Origin of the sequence: Pseudomonas sp. MF6747 (genome assembly GCF_963890955.1) — a bacterium.
Classification (GTDB): Bacteria; Pseudomonadota; Gammaproteobacteria; order Pseudomonadales; family Pseudomonadaceae; genus Aquipseudomonas.
Genome location: NZ_CAWPSZ010000009.1, coordinates 135,308 through 155,241 on the forward strand (window position 1 = coordinate 135,308; position 19,934 = coordinate 155,241).

The window sequence follows — 19,934 nt, forward strand, 5'->3', positions numbered from 1 at the left end:
CGGCACCTTCCTGATGATGGCGCGATGATGCTGCGAGTTCTGCTTTTAACCCTCACCCTGTTTTCCAGCCTGGGCTTCGCCGCCTCCCCTGTCGTGCTGCAACGGCCGATCAGCCTGGACACCGGCAACGGCGAGCTGTTTGGCTCGCTTTTACTGCCCCAATCCGACAAGCCGGTGCCGGTGGTGTTGATCATTGCCGGCTCCGGGCCTACCGACCGTAACGGCAACAGCGCCGACGGTGCACGCAACGACAGCCTCAAGCGGCTGGCCTGGGTGCTTGCCCGACACAACATTGCCAGCGTGCGCTACGACAAGCGCGGCGTGGCCGCCAGCCTGGCGGCCACGCCGGATGAACGCAACCTGACCCTGGACGCCTACGTATCCGATGCCGTGGCCTGGGGCAAGCTGCTCAAGGCCGACAGCCGCATGGGTCCGCTGATCGTCCTGGGCCACAGCGAAGGCGCGCTGGTTGCCGCGCTCGCCGCACCGCAACTGAATCCGGCCGGCGTCATTTCTTTGTCTGGCAGTGCGCGACCGGTGGATCAGGTGATCCGCCAGCAGTTGGCCGACCACCTGCCCCCTGCCCTGTTGCTGCGCAGCAACGAGATCCTCGACCACCTCAAGGCCGGCCAAGTGGATGCCGATGTGCCGGGCCCGCTGGAAGGTATTTTCCGACCCAGCGTGCAGCCTTATCTGATCAGCCTGTTTCGCGCCGACCCGTCAGCCGCGTTCGCCAAGCTGAACATGCCGGCCCTGATCATCCAGGGCACCAACGATATTCAGGTCGGCGTCGCAGATGCACGGCAACTGAAAAACGCCAAGCCCGACGCGCACTTGACCGTGATCGAAGGCATGAACCACGTCATGCGCATCGTGCCCAAGGACGTGAAAGAGCAACTGGCCTCCTACAACGACCCGAAACTGCCGCTTGCCGCCGAGCTGGGTGAGCGCATCGTGCGCTTTATCGACGGACTTCAACCCCGTTAAGCGACTATCTACCTCCAGTCCTGAGAAAAACGGCCGATAAGCCCAGGGTCGACAGTAAAAAGACTGTCGACCCGCAGGGCTTGGACAGGATCGCGCCGCATGACAACCACAGAAGCTACACCAGAACCTATTGCCGACACCCCGGCTGAAAAAACCGAGGCCGTCGAAGCAGCGGCCCTGCCGTGGGCGGACGTGCAGGCCGAACATTTCAAGATGCTACGCCTCGCGCCCCTGGCCACCGACCGTGCCACCGGTGCGCGGCCGTTGCGGTTCGTGCAGTTCGGCTATGCCGAACGCAATGACAAACACCACAGCCTGTTGCGCATGGTCATCCAGTTGCCGGGCCAGCGGGTGCGCCGCGAGCAGAACCACTTGGATATCTGGGTCGATCACGATAAGCACCGTGTGCACTTCGGCCCGGGCAACAGCCTGGAAATCGAACCGGCCAACCGGGGAATCGGTCGCTTCCTCGTCGCTCAAGGCGCGGCGTGGGCGAAAAAGAAGTGGTCACACTACCGCGTCGACGGCGTGGACCTGGCCAATAAAGACGCGCTGAACGAAGCCACGCGCTTGCGTCGCGATCACTTCCTGCGCATCCAGGGTTTTGATGTGGCCTATGCCGATGTGCAACACCTCAAAGGCAACGTGCAGCCGTGCAAAGTCAGCGCAGTGCTGGACAGCTGGAACACCGAGAAGGTGCAGTTCGTGGAAATCCTCGAAGCCGCGCAGATGCTGCAACAGGCCGAGCAGAACCTGGCCGAGCAGGAAGTGAAACTGCGCAAGGAAGAGGAAAAGGTCACCAAGTTCAAGCGTGAGGACAGCGGGCTGCGCTTTACCATCACCTGTTTGGTGGCGTTTACGGTGTTTCAGGCAGGGTTGTTGATCTGGATTGCCACGCACCGCTAGCCCGTTGGAACGCAATGAAAATGTGGAAGCGGGCTTGCTCGCGAAAGCGGTGTATCAGTCACTGATAAGTTGACTGTCATACCGCATTCGCGGGCAAGCCCGCTCCCACATTCAGGGTCAGTTTCTACAGGTGGGTCGGTTTACACCCGAGCAGCAAATACCGCTTGATGCGCGCGGCACTGCTCGGCCGTCAACATGAACACACCGTGCCCACCGCGCTGGAACTCCAGCCAGGCAAAGTCGACTTCCGGGTACAACGCCTCAACGTGCACCTGGCTGTTGCCAACCTCGACAATCAACAAGCCTTTCTCGGTGAGGTGGTCCGCAGCCTCAGCCAACATCCGTCGCACCAGGTTCAAGCCATCATCGCCGCAGGCCAGGCCCAACTCCGGCTCGTGCTGGTATTCGTCGGGCATATCGGCGAAGTCTTCGGCATCCACGTACGGCGGGTTAGACACGATCAGATCAAACCGCTGACCCGGCAAACCGTCGAAGCCGTCGCCCTGCACGGTGTAGACGCGCTCGTCGACGCCATGGCGCTCGATGTTCTGGTTGGCCACCTCCAGCGCCTCGAAGGACAGGTCGCCCAGCACCACTTCGGCGTCCTGGAACTCGTAGGCGCACGCGATGCCAATGCAACCGGAGCCGGTGCACAGGTCGAGGATGCGCGCCGGCGGCTGAGCCAGCCAGGGTTCGAAGCGGTTTTCGATCAGTTCGCCAATCGGTGAACGCGGGATCAGCACACGCTCGTCGACAATGAACGACATCCCGCAGAACCAGGCTTCCTTCAACAGGTAAGCGGTGGGTACGCGCTCATGGATACGGCGGTGCAGCAAGCGCTGCACGTGGGAAATTTCCTCTTCTTCCAGATTGCAGTCCAGGTAGCTGTCGGCAATTTCCCAAGGCAGGTGCAAGGCGCCGAGCACCAATTGCCGGGCTTCGTCCCAGGCATTGTCGGTACCATGGCCGAAAAACAGGTCTTCCCCATGGAAACGGCTGACAGCCCAACGGATATGGTCGCGCAGTGTGCGCAGGCGGGATGTGATCACGGGGGCAAGCTCCTGGAAAAAACGACTGGCGATTCTAACAGCCTTCGCCTGTACCGACGATGTACGAAACCCCTTCGCCATCCGTCGGTTTTCATCCAATTTGCCATCGCAGGCTTAAACAAGCCGCCCACTTGACATGGCTGCACGCCAACAACGGCGTACCTTACGATGGTAGCGATTCACAGAACCGCTCAGCCAGTGGACAATGTCGCAAAAGCCCCCCTCACAGGAGCCCCAGAATGTCCGTTCCAAAGACGATGTTTCAACTCAGCGGTCGCGGTTACGCAGCAGCCAACCTGAACCATGCGACCCTCGTGATCATCGACGCCCAAAAGGAATACCTCAGCGGTCCACTCGCCCTCTCGGGCATGGACGCGGCGGTCGAAAACATCAAGCAGTTGGTTGCCGCCGCGCGCAATGCCGGGCGTCCGATCGTGCATGTACGCCACCTTGGCACCGTCGGTGGCCTGTTCGACCCGCAGGGCGAGCGCGGCGAATTCATTCCCGGCCTGGAACCGCTCGGTGACGAAACCATCATCGGCAAACTGCTGCCGAGCGCATTTCACGGCACAGGGCTGGAAAAACACCTGCAGGACCTCGGTTCCCTGGACCTCATCGTCTGCGGCTTCATGAGCCACTCCAGCGTCAGCACGACCGTGCGCGCCGCCAAGAACCTGGGCTTTCGCTGCACCCTGGTGGAAGACGCCTGCGCCACGCGCGACCTGCCTTACAAAGGCGGCATCCTGAGCGCTGAACATGTGCAACAGACCGAGATGGCCATCATGGCCGATAACTTCGCGACCCTCGCGTTGACCAAAGATCTGATCTGATCGACCTTCTGATGAGCGGCGCGGCGTGTTTATTGCCCCGCTCATCCGCAAAACCTTTTCATTTTCTGCAATTGCCTCTGGTACAGGAACAACCTGTGTATCTTCCGGTCGAAGGGCCGATACCCTGGAGGAAAGGTCGGAATGAAGATATCCGATGGTTTTGACGCTCGTCGCTTGCGCCCCAAGGGCCCGAGCAACTGGCGTCTGCGCCTGGTGGCGGGCTTTGCCGCGCTGCTGGCCATTGTAGGTTTGCTGCTGGCAGGTGCCGGCGGCGCCGGTTTTTTTGGTCATTCGCCAGCACTCGGCGAACTGAATGCCAGCCCGGGCGGCTCGGCAATTTTGTTGGTGATCGGCCTGTTGGTACTCTGGCTGGGCGTCTGGTTATGGCGTCGCAGCCGTCGGCGGATGCGTCAGCCGCTGTCGCTGAACATCGCCTCACACCTGATGAAAAAGCACGACTGATGGCGCTTGGATAGCGTTTCCTGCGCCCCGGCCGCCGCGATTTAGGTAAACTGCCCGCCCTTCGCGGAGGCTGACATGCAAGACGACGATTTTTCCCTGTTCAAAAACGAGCTGCGCGGCGTCAAGCCGATCAAGCACGACCGTGCCGACACTGGCAAACCCAAGACCGACCGGGCGCAGATCGCCAAGCTGCGCCAGGCTGCGACCGTGCGCACCGATGCCACCACCGTGGATGGCCTGTCGGACCAGTTCGTAATCGACGTAGGCCCCGAAGACGAGTTGATGTGGGCCCGCGACGGCGTGCAGGAAAGCCAGATGCGCAAGCTCAAGGCCGGCCAGATCCCGTTCGAGGGCAGCCTTGACCTGCACGGCATGAACGTCGAAAAAGCCCGTGAAACCCTCTGGGCCTTCCTGGCCGAAGCGACCAAATTCGAAATCCGCTGCGTGCGCGTCACCCATGGCAAGGCCGTGCGGTTGGATGGCAAGCGGCCGATGATCAAGAGCCACGTGAACACCTGGCTGCGCCAGCATTCCCAAGTGCTCGGTTTTACCTCCTGCCAGGCCCGCCACGGCGGCGCGGGCGCGGTGTATGTGATGCTCAAGCGCACCATGATGGAGGGGCGCGACGAGTAACAAGTGCCATCGTCAGGCTTGCAGCGATGTGTCCGCCACCGTAACCTTGCGCTTTGCGAAAATCCCACAGGTAGTTTCATGTCCCTGGAACAGAATTACACCGCGATCCTCGGCCAACTCGGCGAGGACGTTTCCCGCGAGGGCCTGCTCGACACGCCAAAGCGTGCCGCCAAGGCGATGCAGTACCTTTGCCGCGGCTATGAACAGACACTCGAAGAAGTCACCAACGGTGCCTTGTTCAGCTCCGACAACAGCGAAATGGTGCTGGTCAAGGACATCGAGCTGTACTCGCTGTGCGAACACCACCTGCTGCCGTTTATCGGTAAAGCGCATGTTGCGTATATCCCGAGCGGCAAAGTGCTGGGCCTGTCGAAAGTAGCGCGGATTGTCGACATGTATGCGCGCCGCCTGCAAATCCAGGAGAACCTCAGCCGTCAGATCGCCGATGCCGTGATGCAAGTCACCGGCGCGCTGGGCGTGGCCGTAGTGATCGAAGCCAAGCACATGTGCATGATGATGCGCGGTGTAGAGAAACAGAATTCCTCGATGATCACCTCGGTGATGCTGGGTGAGTTCCGCGAAAACGCGGCCACGCGCAGCGAGTTTCTCAGCCTGATCAAGTAACAGGCTGCGTAGGAAAAAGCCGGCGTTCATCGCCGGTTTTTTTTCGCCTGCAAATTTCAGGTAAGCTGCGGCCCCTTCTTCATGGGCAAGAGGTTTTCAGCCATGTTCGTCAAAGCACTTCGAGTGGGCCTCGGCCACGTCATCATCGCGGGCGACTTCATTACCCGCCCACGCAAAAAGCAGCGCCCCGCCGAACAACAGGCGCAGGTGAACGCTGCGGCCAAGAACCTGACCCTGTATCAGTTCCACGCCTGCCCGTTCTGCGTGAAGACCCGTCGTACGTTGCACCGCCTGAATGTGCCGGTGGCGTTGAAGGATGCGAAGAACAATGCGCAAGATCGCCAGACCCTGCTGGAGCAAGGCGGCAAGATCAAAGTGCCGTGCCTGCGCATTGAAGAAAATGGCCAGACCACTTGGATGTATGACTCCAAAGTGATCATTGACTACCTCGACAAGCGGTTCGCCGCGGTCTGATAAACACCGCGGTCAATGTGGGAGCTGGCTTGCCTGCGATGCAGACACCTCGATTTATCAGTGATACCGAGGTGACGCTATCGCAGGCAAGCCAGCGCCCACATTAGTTCGGCATCGCCAATTCGATAGCCAACAAGGCCGAGCCCAGGCACTTGCCGTGGGCATCCAGCGCCAGCGAGCGGGTAACGCCGCCGCGCAAGATGCCCGGCAACACAAAGTTCAGCGCCTGCACATTCGGCAGTTCATAACGCCGCACCGGCGCCGCGCCGGGTTCGCGCAAACCGGCAAAAAACTCGGCGACGCGCTCCGCCGTGAGCTGCTCGCACAGCAGCGGATAATCCTCAGCGCGATAGGCAATGATCGAGATGTTCGAGGTGTCGCCCTTATCGCCGGTGCGGGAATGGGCCAGGGTGTGCAGTTTCATGCTTCGATCCTCGGGTTGACCGCGCTTCGCGCCAGCAATAACGACGCCACCGCTACCACTTGCCGCACGCTTTTGCTCGCGCCGCCGCCGCCCGACGGGCCGTTGGTGTAAAGGGTTTCCACTTCATTGCCGACCCGCACCGCGTCGCTGCGTGCTTCACAGCGCGCGGCCACGCGCAGGCGCACTTCCCAGGGTTCGACGTTGCTGCGTGGGCCGTGCAGTGAATCCATGCCGATCAACTCGGCGCGCACCTCCTGCATGTTGACGCCCATCAACTCCAGCCGCTTGAGCACGATATCCCGCGCCAACTGCGCCCGTGCGACAGCTCCCGGACCGCCGTAGGACATCTGTCCCTCGCCGATCCAACCGTCCAAATAGCCGACGCTGACCTTCAATTGCTCAGGCCGCGCACGGCCATCGGCGCCCAGGGCGCGCACGCGGTCGAGGCCTTCCTCGACAAAACTCACGTGAGAAAAGTCGGCAGTGACGTCCGGCGTCAGGTAGGCCGCCGGGTCATGCACTTCATAGATCAGTTGCTCAGTACAGGTAGCGCGGCTGACCCGCCCACCAGAACCCGCCACTTTGGTGATCACCGCTTCGCCGTCGGCGTTGATCTCGGCCAACGGGAAGCCCAGGCGCGCCAGGTCATCCACGTCCTTGAAACCTGGGTCGGCAAAATAACCGCCGCTGACCTGACCCGCGCATTCGAGCAAATGCCCCACCAGCGTACCGCGGCCCAGGCGTTGCCAATCGTGCGCGGCCCAGCCGAACTCGAACATCTGCGGCGCCAGGAACAGCGAGGGGTCGGCCACGCGTCCGGTGATCACCACATCGGCATCGGCGTGCAGCGCCTCCAGTATGGCGTCGACGCCCAAGTAGGCATTCGCCGAAATCAGCCGCTCGCCCAACGAGCCGAGGGTCTGGCCGTTGTCCAGCATTAGCTCGGGCTGCAAAACCTGCAGCACGTCATCGCCCACCGCCGCCACGACGTTGAGGTGCAGGCCCAATTCATCGGCAATCCGCCGCACTTCGATGGCCGCTGACACCGGGTTGGCGGCGCCCATGTTGGTGATCACCCGCAGCCGACGCTGGCCATCACGCCGGCCCACAAACGGCAGCACGCGGCGCATGCGTTCACTCAGCAACGGGTCATAACCGCCCTGTGGATCGCTGATACGTACCTGCTGCGCGAGCGCGATGGTGCGCTCGGCCAGGCATTCGAAGACCAGATAATCCAGGTCGCCCCGGCTGGCCAACTCCACGGCAGGTTCGATACGGTCGCCGGAATAGCCGGCGCCGGAACCGATGCGCAAGGTTTTCATCTCAAATCACTCCCAGGAGCAACGCGGTCAGGGTCATCAACACCGACGCGGCAAACAGAAAAGGAATGGTGAAGCGCTGGTGGTCGGCCAGTTCGACCTTGCACAGGCCCACCAACAAAAACGTCGCGGGGGTCAGCGGGCTGACCGGAAAGCCGGTGGTGTGCACGCCCAGCAATGAGGCCTGGGCCACTTGCAACGGGTCGACGCCCAGGGCCTTGCCGACTTCGGCGATCACCGGCATCACGCCGAAATAGTAGGAATCGGGGTCGAACAGCAGGCTCAGCGGCATGGAAATGAAGCCCACCACCGCCGGGATCAACTTGCCGTGGCCGGCTGGAATCTGCGCCACCGCCACTTCGGCCATGGCCTTGAGCATGCCTGTGCCTTGCATGATGCCGGTGAACACCCCGGCGGCAAGCAGGATGCTGGCCATGGTCAGGGCGGTCTTGGCATGCGCATCGATGCGTGCGCGCTGGGCGTCCACGTTCGGGTAGTTGATGCACAGTGCCACCACGGTGCCGAGCATGAACATCACCACCGGGTCGACCCAGCCGGCAATCATCACCACCATCACCAGCACGGTGAGCATCAGGTTGACCCAGAACAGGCGCGGGCGACGCAACAGGCTGTCAGCGTCGCTGAGCACGCGTTGCGGCACCGCATCGACCGTGGAACCGGCACCCAGGCCCAGGCGTTTTTCTTCGCGGCGGCCCAGCCACCAGGCACAGGCGAACACAAACATCAGCCCGACGATCTGCACCGGGATCAGCGGCTGGAACAGGTCGGCCACCGGCACGTGCAAGGCGGCCGATGAGCGCAGCACGGGGCCGGTCCAGGGCAGGAAGTTGACCCCGGCGGCCATCGCGCACACACAGGCGAGGATACGTTTGTCGATGCCCAGCCGTGTATACAGCGGCAGCATCGCCGGCACGGTCACCAGAAACGTCACCGCCCCCGAGCCGTCCAGGTGCACCAGCAGCGCCAGCGTCGCGGTGCCGACGACAATGCGCGTAGGGCGCGTCCCGACTGTGCGCAGGATACGGTCGATGATGGGATCGAGCATGCCGGCGTCGGTCATGATCCCGAAAAACAGGATCGCGAACACAAACATGCCCACCACGGGGGCGACGTTCTTGATACCGGTAATGATGAAGACGCTGGTTTGCAGGCCGAACCCGCCGAGCAAGGCGGCAATGATCGGCAAGGCGATCAGCGCCACCAGTGGCGAGAGGCGTTTGCTCATGACGGCGGCGAGCAGGCACAGGATGGTAATGACACCCAGGGTAGCGAGCATGGGTTACTCCAGAGCGGCCTTGATGGCCGGTTATTGTTTTCCCCGGAGTATTGGAAGCGGGTTAGTCTTTGTAAATTGGAATATTCAGCCGCTCACGTTCGGAAAAACAAAATGAAGCTACTCCCATGAAAAACAGCATCCAGCATATTCAGGCTTTCCTGGCCGTGGCGCGCACCGGCAGCTTCACCAAGGCCGCCAATGAACTGCATCTGTCTGCGTCAGCACTGACCGTACAAGTTCAGCAGTTGGAGGACTGGCTCGGCGTCGCCCTGCTCGACCGCAGCCCGCGCCACGTGAGCATCACCGCCGCCGGCCAGGAAGCGCGCGGGCCCATGGAAAAACTGCTGCTGGACCTGGACAACATCGTCACCGGCTCGCGCGACCTCGCCGCGTTGCGCCGTGGTGTAGTGACTATCGCCGCCCTGCCCTCGGTGTGCGCCGGTGCCCTGCCCCCGGCCTTGCGCCAGTTTCGCGAGCACTTCGCCGGCATCGAGGTGCGCCTGCATGACCTGGTGGCTCACCGTATTCATGCCGAAGTTCGCGCCGGCGAGGTGGATTTCGGTATCGGTGTGCGCGCACGGTTAAGCCATGGCCTGGCGTTCGAGCCGGTGTTGAATGATCGGCTGTGTGCGTTTGTACCGCTGGATCATCCCCTCGCCCGCCATCCTCAGTTGACCCTGGAGCAATTGGCGGATCAACCGATCATTCTTACTGGACGCGACAGCAGTGTGCGTGAGCAGGTGGATGCGTTGTTCGACGAGACGCGCCTGAGTATGAACGCCGGCATGGAGGCCAACTATATGTCCACAGTGCTGGCGCTGGTGCGCCAAGGGCTGGGCATCAGTGTGTTGCCGGAGTCGGCGGCGGACAGCCTGGAGGGGTTAAAGCGCATCACCATCGATCATCCCGGGGTGAACCGGGAGATCGGCTTGATCAGGCGCAGCGGCATGGGCTTGAGCCCGGCGGCGCAGCGCTGTTTTGACTTGCTGAAGGATCAACTGTCTGCCACAAGGGACAGCTAAAGGTGGGGGCGGGCTTGTTCGCGAAAACGGTGGATCAGTCCAATCATCAGTGACTGCCCTCCCTTCGCGAGCAAGCCCGCTCCCACCTGTGGACCTGTGTTCAGTCCAGCATCGCCACATGTTTTGGATGGCTGGCCACACGCTTGAGCCACGCCTGCACCGCCGGGTATGGCGTCAGGTCAAAACCCCCTTCGTGGGCCACGTGGGTGTAGGCATACAGCGCGATATCGGCAATCGAATATCGCTCGCCCACCAGGTAGGGCGTGGCTTGCAACTGACGCTCCATCACCCTCAAGGCCTTGTAGCCGCCCTTATGGGTGGTTTTGTATTCCTCCAGCCGGTCTTCCGGCATGTTCAGGTAGAACTGGATAAACCGCGCCACCGCGATATACGGCTCATGGCTGTATTGCTCGAAAAACTGCCATTGCAGCACTTGGGTACGCAGGCGCGGCTCAGCCGGCAGAAACTCGCTGCCGTCCGCCAGGAAGTTGAGGATCGCGTTGGATTCCCACAGGCAGGTGCCATCTTCCAGTTCCGGCACCGGGATCTTGCCATTGGGGTTCTTGGCCAGGAATTCAGCGGTCTGGGTGTCGCCCTTGAGAATATCGACATCAATCCATTGGTACTCGATGCCCAACAGATTGAGCATCAACTTGACCTTGTAGCAGTTGCCCGACTTGTAATCGCCATAAACCTTGTACATGGGGCTCCCCTTATGCCGCTTGCGCGTGCTGTGCTTGACGGACCACCGCGGCCAGGCGCTTGAGACCTTCGTCCAGACGGGCCGGGTCGATATGGCTGAAATTGAGGCGCAACGAGCCGAAGTGTTGATCGGGCTCGGAAAAGAACGGTTCACCAGGCATGAACGCGACGTCCTGATCCAATGCTTGCGCCAACAAGGTGCGGGTGTCGAGCGGTTGTTTCAAGGTCAGCCAGAAGAATAATCCGCCCTGAGGCGTCTGCCAGTCAGCCAGATCGCCAAAATGACGCTCCAGCGCGGCCTGGAATGCATCGCGGCGCTCGCGGTAAAAGCGGCGCAGTTCCGCCAGGTGCTGCTGGTACTTCTGGGTGCCGATCCACTGCATGGCCTGCCACTGGCCGACGCGGTTGGTGTGCAGGTCGGCCGATTGCTTGAGCTTGAGCAGATGCGGGAACAGATCCTGGCTGGCGATCAGGTAGCCGACGCGCAGGCCCGGCAGCAGGGTCTTGGAAACGGTGCCGGTGTAGATCCAGCTGGCTTTTTTCAGGCGCCCGGCGATGGGCTGCGCACTGGCGCCGTCAAAGGTCAGTTCACGGTAGGGTTCGTCTTCGATCAGGGTGACGCCGAACTCATCGAGCAACGCGGCGACGGCAGCGCGCTTGGCCTCGCTGTAGCGTACGGCCGAAGGGTTCTGGAACGTCGGAATCAAATAGATGAACGCCGGGCGATGGCGTTCAAGGAGGGTGCGCAAGGTGCCCAGGTGGGGACCGTCGGCCTCCAGTTGCACGGTCAGGCAATCGGCGCCGAACAGTTGGAAGATCTGCAACGCCGCCAGGTAAGTCGGGCCTTCCAGCAGAACCTTGGTGCCTTTGTCGATATACAGTTTGGCGGCCAGGTCCAGGGTTTGCTGGGAACCGCTGACCACCAGCACCTGGCTCGCCTGGCACGGTACGCCCAACGCGCGGGCCTGGGCGGCGAGCAGTTCGCGCAACTGCGGTTCGCCTTCGCTCATGCCATATTGGCCGATGGTGAGCGGCATGCTGTCCCAGTTCAGTGCGGGCAGCATGGCTTCGGCCGGCAGGCCACCGGCGAACGACATCACTTCCGGGCGCTGGGCCGCGGCAAGGATTTCACGGATCAAGGAGCTTTTGAGGCGTGTAACACGTTCAGAGAAGGCCATAAGGTCACCGGTGGCAAAGCGCATGAAAAATACGTCAAACTGCTTGACCGAAATTACGACGACTTGAGTAGATACGTCAATATGCTTGACCTTAAAACCCAGAACAGCCAGCAACAAGCCATGGAAGCGTTCTTTTTCGGCTACCAGGCTTTTACCGCCAAGGCCGACGAGATGCTCGAGCGCCGAGGCTTGAGCCGTGTGCACCAGCGCATCGTGTTTTTTATCGCGCGCTACCCTGCCTTGAGCGTGAAGCAACTGCTGGAGTTGCTCGGCGTGAGCAAGCAGGCGTTGAACATGCCGTTGCGACAGCTGCAGGAAATGCACTTGGTAAACAGCGTGGCCTCCGAGGCTGACAAGCGTAAACGCCTGTTGGAATTGAGCGAGGAAGGCCAGCGCTTCGAGCAGTCCTTGCGCCGTGAACAGGTGAAATTGTTGCAGCGCGCCTTCAGCGAAGCCGGCGAAGACGCGGTGGCGGGATGGCTGGCGGTGAATCAGGCGCTGAGTGCCGCGAATTAGCCTTTCATCTTGTTTCGCACACACAACCGAAAACATTATTTGCTTTATTTGTATACAAAAGCATAATTCGCTTCGTGCGAGTTCCTGACCTATTGGTCAACAAAAACCCGCCAGTACCTCAAAGCGCTGTTGCCCACACCTGTGACCGGCGCTGGAAATAACAATAAAACTCTTGAGGAGTACTCGCTGTGGAAAGCCGCAAATCCGAAGCCCCAACGCTGGACCTCTCCCCGCCGCACGGCGGCTGGCTCGAACGCCTGTTCAAACTGCGTTTGCATGGCACCACAGTGAAGACCGAACTGATCGCCGGCCTCACCACGTTCATAACCATGGCCTACATTATCTTCGTCAACCCGAACATCATGGCCGATGCCGGCATCGACCACGGTGCGGCGTTTGTGGCCACGTGCATCGCCGCTGCGCTCGGTTGCCTGTTGATGGGCCTTTACGCCAACTGGCCCGTGGGCCTGGCGCCGGGCATGGGTTTGAACGCGTTTTTCACCTACACCGTGGTCGGCACCATGGGCTATCACTGGGAAACGGCGCTGGGCGCGGTGTTTGTTTCCGGGGTGTTGTTCATGGGCCTGACCCTGTCCCGTGTGCGTGAGTGGCTGCTCAACAGTATTCCCGTCAGCCTGCGCCACGCCATGGGCGCCGGTGTCGGTCTGTTTCTGGGGGTGATCGGCCTGAAAACCGCCGGCATCATCGTCGACAGCCCGGCCACGCTGATCAAGCTGGGGTCGCTGCACCAGCCCGCGCCACTGCTGGCGGCGGTGTGCTTTTTGCTGATCGCGATCCTCAGCTACCACCGGGTGTTCGGCGCAATCCTCATCAGCATCATCGCGGTCACCCTGGCCGGTTGGGGCCTGGACCTGGTGCACTACAACGGCATCCTCTCTACCCCGCCCAGCCTGGCGCCGACGTGGATGGCCATGGACGTCAAAGGTGTATTCAATGTCAGCATGATCAGCGTCGTGTTTGCATTTCTTTTTGTACACATGTTCGACACTGCCGGTACACTGATGGGCGTTGCGCAACGCGCCGGGCTGGTGGGCGCCGATGGCAAGATTCACAACCTGTCCCGCGCGCTGAAGGCCGACAGTGCCTCCAGCGTGTTTGGCGCCATGGTCGGCGTGCCGCCGGTGACCAGCTATGTGGAAAGTGCTGCCGGTGTGGCCGCGGGCGGTCGCACCGGGTTGACCGCCGTGACCGTGGGCGTGCTGTTTGTGGCGGCAATGTTTTTCGCGCCCTTGGCGGGCATGATTCCCGCCTATGCCACCGCCGGTGCGCTGATTTACGTCGCCATGCTGATGATGGCGAGCATGGCCCATATCAATTGGGACGAAGCTACCGACAGCATCCCCGCCATCGTGACCGCGATCATGATGCCGCTGACGTTCTCGGTTGCCGACGGTATCGCACTGGGCTTCATCACGTATGTGGCGCTCAAGGCCGGCACCGGCAAGTACCGCGAGATTTCCATCAGCCTGTGGGTGCTGTGCGCGATTTTCATCGCGAAGTTTATCTTCCTGTAGTTCGCAGGAAACGGCCGAAAACCGCCTCACCTTCGGGTGGGGCTTTTGTACGAATGGAGGACTGTAAATGACCCTGGAAACCTGGCTGCTGTTCAGTGGCGCTGCATTGATCGTGATCCTGATCCCCGGCCCGCTGTCGCTGTTGATGATCAGCAACAGCCTGAACTACGGCCTGCGCCGTTCCTACCCGGCGTTTCTGGGCGGCGTGTTCGCCTCGATCTGCCTGTTGAGTGCCTCGGCATTGGGGCTGGGTGCGTTGCTGTTGGCCTCGGAGCAGTTGTTCAGCGCCCTGAAGGTTGTCGGTGCGCTGTACCTGTTTTACCTCGCCTGGCAGAGCTGGCAGCAATCGCGCCAACCGGCCCAGGGCGCCGTGGTGCCCCAGGCCGTGGCCACACCGCGTTTTCGCGCCTTGTTCGGTCGCGCATTTGTGCTGGGCGCCAGCAACCCCAAGGACATCCTGTTCTTTGCCGCCTTCTTGCCGCAGTTTCTCAGCAGCGAGCACGCGTTCCTGCCGCAGTTGCTGATCATGATTGCCACCTGGACCGTACTCGACTTGCTGTGCAAGCTGGCCTATGGCCTGGGCGCCCATGGGGCAGCGCGCTACCTGCGCAGCGGCAGTGGCCAGAGCTGGTTCAACCGCGTCAGCGCCGCACTGTTCGGCGCCGCTGGCATGGTGTCGCTGATCAAGGCGAGGACGGGCTCACTTTGACAAAGTAGACGCTCGGGCGGGCCGCGGGCGTGGTGGGCCATTGAATGCCGGCAACGATCCGAGCCAGGCGATTTTCGTTCATGGCGCTCTTGACGCCCATCAAGGCAACCGACCGGGGATGTGCGTTGATTGCGGCGTCAAACCAACGGTCCGTCAGCCTGGTTTCCAGCCTCACCGAGCCTTTCTCGATCCAGTGGATGGACACGTAGTACAGCGTGTTCGAAGGCGAGGAAGGATGGGTCGCGATCAACTCATGCGTCGGCTTGCGCCCGTGCCTGAGTTGCAGCTCCTGCACGTTGAACCCCTGCTGCTCCAGCGCGCGCTTGACTGCGGCGCGCTGCGCCAAGACTCGCCGAGGCTTGACCTCACGACCGCCGGATTGCAACGCAGCGTCCAACCCCGCGGCCCGGAAGTCGACCCGCGTGAAGCCCGGGGCCTTGCCTTCGTAACCGATGTGCAGCGACCTGCCCGTCCTTTCGGTGGGCCGTAACATTCTCAGTAAATCATCGGTCTGACCCGGCCCGTTGGGGGTCGAAACCAGCCAATTGTCCAGCGTCGAGCGGATATTGAGCAGGTGCGTGGCCGTCGCCGAGCGCGAAGAGTCGGTCAGTTCAATCAGCCTTGCGGCGGCCAATGTCTGGCTGCGGCGGGTCATGCTGGGAAACGCCTGCCCCACTGACTGCTCCAGCGGCCGGTCAAACAATGGGGCATGCACCTGCCACTCACCCGATACGCTGCGTGATACCGGAATGGGCTGTTCGCCCATCGCAGTGCTGGTCCAACGTTCAATATCAACACGGGCCAGCGAAACCAGCGGCTCATTGCGGGTGATGAACGCGATGCCATTCCAGGGCGCATTGTCGCCCTGATGAAGCACCCTGTAATAACCCGCCCCCGATGCGGCGAGGCTGTCATATTGGGGCCCGATGTAGACCGCGTCGTAGGGAAAGCCCGGCGGCTCCCTGTGCACATGAAACGTGCCGAACGCCGAGAGGCCGGACACGTGCCCCGTCGCATCCTGAACACGCCACTCGAACCAATAGGGGTTGGGCGCCGGTGACCGATAAATGCGGTTTTGCGTGGCGGCGCGCACCGTGGGTGGCTGCCAGTCCGGTGGCGCCTGCACGGGCGCACGCCACGGGCTGAGCACCGTCGAGCTCGACCCCGCCACCGGCTGAGGCGCATCCGCACCCAGTAGCCATTCCCTGGGCTGGTGCACGTGCACAATCAGTTCGTCTTGCCCTGGCGCCTGCCGGTTTTTCAGGCGCAACGCGTGTTCGTCGCCACGCCGGTAAAGCGGGTAATGGTGTGTGTCATCCGCCACGAACAGCTCGCCATCCAGTACATACACGCCTTTTTCACCAACACCTTTCAATGCCACGGCCCCTTGAGGCACCCCGTTGATCTTGAAACGCTCCAGCCCCTTGAGTTGAGCCACCGGTGGCGGCGCCAGGCGCTCAAGTCCGCGGGCCGTCATGCGCAGCCGGTGGATACGCCCCAGCACAGCCCGTGTGGCCGGCCGCACCATTCGGGCCGCCGCCACCGGCGTCCTCTTGGGGCCGGGAATAAAGTTAAGCAACACATCGATCGCCAGAAACGTGCTCATAAAGCCCACATCGACCGCAGCGTGGGCGTCGCCAAAGCGGTGATAGCGCCGCGCCATAAGCAGCAGCTCATGGAATTGATTAAAGATCCCGTACAGCGGGCAGAAAAAACCCACCAGCGCCCGCGTACGTGACTCGCTTTGCTCACCAAGGCGACGGGCCCGATAAGCCTGCAGCGCCTTGCCAGAATGGCTGGCGGCTTGCGTGCGGCGCTGCAGGTCAAGCACGCTGGCGTGGTAGAGCAATGCGCGAGCGTCGCTGTGAGAGGTGGCGACAATCGCCAGCCAGCCCTGCGGGTCACTGGCAATCTGCTCACGGGCCTGGGCTTCAATCTCATCCAGCAACGCCGTCGGCTCCAGATGCTTGATGCTGAAGGAGCGAATAAAGCCGAGCCCCCGCCAAATCCCCTTCACCATAAAAAATGCAGGCGGCAGATCAAGTGTGCTGAACAGGCGGCCTGGGCTATCGGCGCGGTCCGGATGATGGGTGATTGCCTCAAATGCCCAGCCAGGTGCGACCTGTCGCGCGAGCACTTTGGCGTTATCCGCCGATGCGCCGACACGGTTCAATGCGGCTTGGGCCTGTTGCAGGTCGCTGTACTCGGTGAGGGCCCAGGCTTGCGGGGCATCGGGCCAGTAGACCACGCAACATTCGGAACGCTGGTCCTGCACCACCACAATGCCTGCGACATAGCGGTCGTGCTGCATCGTATGGCCCACCAGATGCACCACGTGCAGTTGCAACTCATGCTGGTTTTTCAGCAAGTCTGGCGGCATGCGGGCCGCCATGGCGGTGCTAAACACACTTTGCGCGTTCGCCGACAGCCCGCCTTGCCGCGCCAGGAACAGGTGATGGTCAACGCCTGCGTGCAACGCGCGATTCAATAAGGGCGGGATGCGTCCTTCGCTGAGCGCGCGGTCGCTGCCGGCAGGCGGATAAAAAGCGCGGTTGATCAATACGTCGTACTGCCCGCCGATATCCAGCGAAGCGACCATCTGGATCAAATAGCCGGCATTGAGCCGGTGTCGCCATTCAGGTCGCAGAAAGCGGGCGCGGTTCAATCGCCATTGCGTCCAGGGTGCCAGTGGGTCGAGGTTGTGCAGCGCCAATTGCAGCAGACTGAAGGAGGTACGCGTCGAGGTGGCAGTGAGGACAATGCCGCGATTGCCGACCGTGCAGCCGCTTGCCCATCCACAAAAGCGGCCATGAACATCGTCGGGCATTTCAATAAAAGGCTGGTCAATCAGCCACGACGCAGGGACACCGTCCTGCTGCAAACGGGCGGTCAAGGCACGGCGGGCAAACGTGTCCAAATCGGGCAGGTGCTGCTCAAGCCGCGTCTGGAAGGCCAACGCACTGCTGAGGTAAAGACGCTGTGAACGTTTGAAGTCTTTGCGCTGGGCACGCGTGGCACCCACCCACCCCGCCGGCAATTTTTGCGCGTCAGATGCGGCCTTGCGCAGTAATTCGATGTTCGCCTGGGCCTGGCTCAGGGCATTATTGGCCGGGACCTTGAGCTGTTGCGCCAGCGCCGCCAGCAGCAGCGCGCGACTGAACCCGACCTCCGTCACTTCGCTGAAAATACGCGTGATGTCTTCAGTGTTTTTGTGCAGGCGATCGTAGCAACCCAGCAATTTTTTCAACGCCGCCAGTGCAGGCTTGCCGTCGATGGGGACGTAGCGCACAGCCAAGGTTTCACGCAGCGCATGTGCGCGCAAATCGCTGCGCTTGTCATGTTCGACACAGCGCCACAGCACCGAGCCGTCCCGGCTGCCGAGGCTCGCCTTGACGCTTCGGGTCAAGGCCTCCAGCCCGGCAAAACCGAGTACCCCGCCCTCCTCCCCGAAGGCGTAGAGCACCACCGGAAGCTGGCGGGTCGGCACCCTCAGCGCGGCCGCTGTGGTCACCAGCCACACATTATGCAGTGGATAAAAAGCATCGGGCTCACTGCCCACGGCGATTGAAAGCACCTGGGTTTGACTGCCCGGGCGCGCCGTGGGCGAAGGCGGGTCCAGCACGTCGATCATCAGGTCGCGGTGGGCGGTGCCCAGCAGCTTGAGACGGTGTTGCACCTGAACCTCGCAGCGCAGCGCCTCGGTTTGAGCATGCATGAACAACCAGGCACGCCTGGGCGTCTGCGCGCCGCCGGGGCGCGCGGCCCAGAATTTCAGGTCGAGCAGTCGGTGCTCTGCACCCTGCAGCAACGAATTCAGCGCCTGGGCATGCACCGCGAGCTGCCCTTTCAGCGTGATGAATTGCTGATAAGCGAGGGTCTCGGTGCCGGGTTCATACGGATCCAGCAAGGCCAGCAGACCTTTTTCGTAACGCTTGACCTGCTGCTGCGCGGTGCGCAAGGCCAAGCCGGATGAGGTACTGGCAAAAATTATTTCCGCGCTGCGTCGTTGCTGGTCCCATTTGAGTAACGGCTCGGCAAGAGCGCCAAGCCGGGTGCTGCCGACCCATTGTTTTCGCTCCCCTTCCACCTGCGCGAGTAACGCTGCGACAGCCACCGGCCGAGGCGGTTGTGCCGATAAAACAAAGGGGGGATCGATGCTCACGGCACACGCCAATTCGTTGTTCCATTGCCCGCGCAACAACGCTTGCGCGCCCAGCGCCAACGCATCGTCGAGCACCTCCAGGCCGCGCACAAAACCGTTCGCCGCAGACAACTGCGCGGGCTGGCATAACCCCGTGTGACGACCTGACGCCAAGCACTGCCAGAGGACATGCAACTGCGCACGGTCCAACCGCAACAGGCCCTCCTGCAGGGCGGCGAAAGACGGGTACTCGTAGAACGTGCGGGCCACACCCGGCAGGTACACCACCTGCGGCGACTGTGCGGGATCACCCTCACGATAAAGGTGCAATACGCCAGGGATTACCACCGCAGGCGTGCCGGGCCACATCAGTTGCCCTACCCGTACGCTGGCCCAATCCCCGCCTGCACGTTGGCGTGCAGGCGCGGTCGGGGCATCGATCACCGCCTGCACCAGGCGCATGCCCGCCGGTGATAGCTCATCCAGTTGCCGCGCCATGAAGGCCCGGTCAGCGAACAGTTCTGCGTGCAGCTCAACCCAGCGCTCGCGGCGTGTGAGCCAGGAGCCTTGCGCCAATGTGTCCCAATAGTGGTCTGCCGCCTGCGCCAGCCGCTCAAAAAGCCGCATCGCGATGACTCGCTGCAACGCTTGCAAAGGGGTATAGGGCAACCGACGGCTTGGCTGCCCTTTTATGCTGAGCGTGGTGAACTGATTGACATTGATAGGCACCGAGGGCCGCGCCAGCAGTGATAGGGCCCGCTCGGTCAAGCTGTTGATGATCTGCGGTGCGCCCGGGCGCTGGGGCTCGGTAAACAGCAGAGTGTCCGGCTCAATCTCAAATGCTTTGAGCAGTTGAGCACGGATCACGCGCAGGATTTTGGGCGAGCGCCCTATCAGCTGTGCCAGTGCGCGCACCGATTCGCTTAAGCGCCAATCGGCAAGAGCGAGCTGATTGATCAGACGGCTGGGATGGGTAAACCGGTTGATCCGCCGGGTCAGTTGATCTCGAATGGCCTGCAATTGGGCTTCGGCGGCGACGACAGCGTCAACGTCATCGGGCACGGAACTGAAAGAGGGCAAAACGCCTGGGTGATCTGGGGACGAGGCCATTTGTGTTTTCTTCTGA

The 19,934-nt window shown here is 61.8% G+C and carries 18 protein-coding genes; 11 read left to right on the forward strand and 7 right to left on the reverse strand.

What is annotated here, in order from left to right; all coding sequences use genetic code 11:
• The first annotated feature begins 24 nt into the window (after positions 1-24).
• Both AACW30_RS11030 and AACW30_RS11035 read left to right on the forward strand, forming a co-directional pair.
• Complete coding sequence (locus AACW30_RS11030) at positions 25-987, forward strand: alpha/beta hydrolase (RefSeq protein ID WP_106576535.1); 963 nt, start codon at positions 25-27, stop codon at positions 985-987.
• 99 nt (positions 988-1,086) lie between these two features.
• Positions 1,087-1,893 (forward strand): hypothetical protein, encoded by an 807-nt coding sequence (locus AACW30_RS11035; RefSeq protein WP_200625013.1) that lies wholly within the window; start codon positions 1,087-1,089, stop codon positions 1,891-1,893.
• 140 nt (positions 1,894-2,033) lie between these two features.
• On the opposite strand, the gene prmB is transcribed toward AACW30_RS11035, so the two are convergent.
• Positions 2,034-2,942 carry a 50S ribosomal protein L3 N(5)-glutamine methyltransferase gene (gene prmB / locus AACW30_RS11040; RefSeq protein WP_106576533.1) on the reverse strand — a complete coding sequence of 303 codons (909 nt, stop codon included), beginning with the start codon at positions 2,940-2,942 and terminating at the stop codon, positions 2,034-2,036.
• Positions 2,943-3,181: 239 nt separating this feature from the next.
• Between prmB and AACW30_RS11045 the strand changes: the two genes are divergently transcribed.
• From AACW30_RS11045 to AACW30_RS11065, 5 genes are all read left to right on the forward strand, one after another.
• Positions 3,182-3,772, forward strand: a complete 591-nt coding sequence (locus AACW30_RS11045; protein ID WP_106576532.1) for a cysteine hydrolase family protein — start codon at positions 3,182-3,184, stop codon at positions 3,770-3,772.
• A gap of 141 nt (positions 3,773-3,913) precedes the next feature.
• Positions 3,914-4,234 (forward strand): hypothetical protein, encoded by a 321-nt coding sequence (locus AACW30_RS11050; RefSeq protein WP_106576531.1) that lies wholly within the window; start codon positions 3,914-3,916, stop codon positions 4,232-4,234.
• Positions 4,235-4,309: 75 nt separating this feature from the next.
• A complete protein-coding gene (locus tag AACW30_RS11055) occupies positions 4,310-4,867 on the forward strand; it encodes a Smr/MutS family protein (protein ID WP_106576530.1) in 558 nt (185 codons plus the stop codon).
• 78 nt (positions 4,868-4,945) lie between these two features.
• Entirely contained in the window at positions 4,946-5,491 is a 546-nt protein-coding gene (gene folE, locus AACW30_RS11060; RefSeq protein ID WP_003442011.1) for a GTP cyclohydrolase I FolE, read from the forward strand.
• A gap of 102 nt (positions 5,492-5,593) precedes the next feature.
• Complete coding sequence (locus tag AACW30_RS11065; RefSeq protein ID WP_200625014.1) at positions 5,594-5,965, forward strand: glutathione S-transferase N-terminal domain-containing protein; 372 nt, start codon at positions 5,594-5,596, stop codon at positions 5,963-5,965.
• 103 nt (positions 5,966-6,068) lie between these two features.
• On the opposite strand, the gene AACW30_RS11070 is transcribed toward AACW30_RS11065, so the two are convergent.
• The 3 genes from AACW30_RS11070 to AACW30_RS11080 are packed head-to-tail and all read right to left on the reverse strand — an operon-like array spanning position 6,069 to position 9,005.
• On the reverse strand, positions 6,069-6,389 hold the full coding sequence (locus tag AACW30_RS11070; protein ID WP_106576528.1) for an AtuA-related protein: 321 nt from the start codon (positions 6,387-6,389) through the stop codon (positions 6,069-6,071).
• Complete coding sequence (locus AACW30_RS11075) at positions 6,386-7,711, reverse strand: acyclic terpene utilization AtuA family protein (RefSeq protein ID WP_179609266.1); 1,326 nt, start codon at positions 7,709-7,711, stop codon at positions 6,386-6,388. The genes AACW30_RS11070 and AACW30_RS11075 overlap by 4 nt, the downstream gene beginning before the upstream one ends.
• Position 7,712: 1 nt before the next feature.
• Positions 7,713-9,005: a CitMHS family transporter gene (locus tag AACW30_RS11080; protein WP_200625015.1), complete on the reverse strand. Its 1,293-nt coding sequence runs from the start codon at positions 9,003-9,005 to the stop codon at positions 7,713-7,715.
• A 125-nt stretch (positions 9,006-9,130) separates the two neighbouring features.
• Here AACW30_RS11080 and AACW30_RS11085 point away from each other — a divergent pair, with 125 nt between their 5' ends.
• Positions 9,131-10,027 (forward strand): LysR family transcriptional regulator, encoded by an 897-nt coding sequence (locus AACW30_RS11085; protein WP_200625016.1) that lies wholly within the window; start codon positions 9,131-9,133, stop codon positions 10,025-10,027.
• 100 nt (positions 10,028-10,127) lie between these two features.
• On the opposite strand, the gene AACW30_RS11090 is transcribed toward AACW30_RS11085, so the two are convergent.
• Positions 10,128-10,730, reverse strand: coding sequence for a glutathione S-transferase family protein (locus AACW30_RS11090; RefSeq protein WP_200625017.1), 603 nt, complete (start codon positions 10,728-10,730; stop codon positions 10,128-10,130).
• A 10-nt stretch (positions 10,731-10,740) separates the two neighbouring features.
• Positions 10,741-11,907 (reverse strand): aminotransferase-like domain-containing protein, encoded by a 1,167-nt coding sequence (locus AACW30_RS11095; protein WP_200625018.1) that lies wholly within the window; start codon positions 11,905-11,907, stop codon positions 10,741-10,743.
• Positions 11,908-11,988: 81 nt separating this feature from the next.
• On the opposite strand from AACW30_RS11095, the gene AACW30_RS11100 reads away from it, so the two are divergent.
• The 3 genes from AACW30_RS11100 (at position 11,989) to AACW30_RS11110 (ending at position 14,667) form a co-directional block, all read left to right on the forward strand.
• Entirely contained in the window at positions 11,989-12,423 is a 435-nt protein-coding gene (locus tag AACW30_RS11100; RefSeq protein ID WP_106576523.1) for a MarR family winged helix-turn-helix transcriptional regulator, read from the forward strand.
• A 188-nt stretch (positions 12,424-12,611) separates the two neighbouring features.
• Complete coding sequence (locus AACW30_RS11105; protein ID WP_106576522.1) at positions 12,612-13,958, forward strand: NCS2 family permease; 1,347 nt, start codon at positions 12,612-12,614, stop codon at positions 13,956-13,958.
• A 67-nt stretch (positions 13,959-14,025) separates the two neighbouring features.
• A complete protein-coding gene (locus tag AACW30_RS11110) occupies positions 14,026-14,667 on the forward strand; it encodes a LysE family translocator (protein WP_169367315.1) in 642 nt (213 codons plus the stop codon).
• Here AACW30_RS11110 and AACW30_RS11115 read toward each other — a convergent pair.
• Entirely contained in the window at positions 14,642-19,918 is a 5,277-nt protein-coding gene (locus AACW30_RS11115) for a dermonecrotic toxin domain-containing protein (protein ID WP_200625019.1), read from the reverse strand. The genes AACW30_RS11110 and AACW30_RS11115 overlap by 26 nt on opposite strands.
• Between the last annotated feature and the right edge of the window lie 16 nt (positions 19,919-19,934).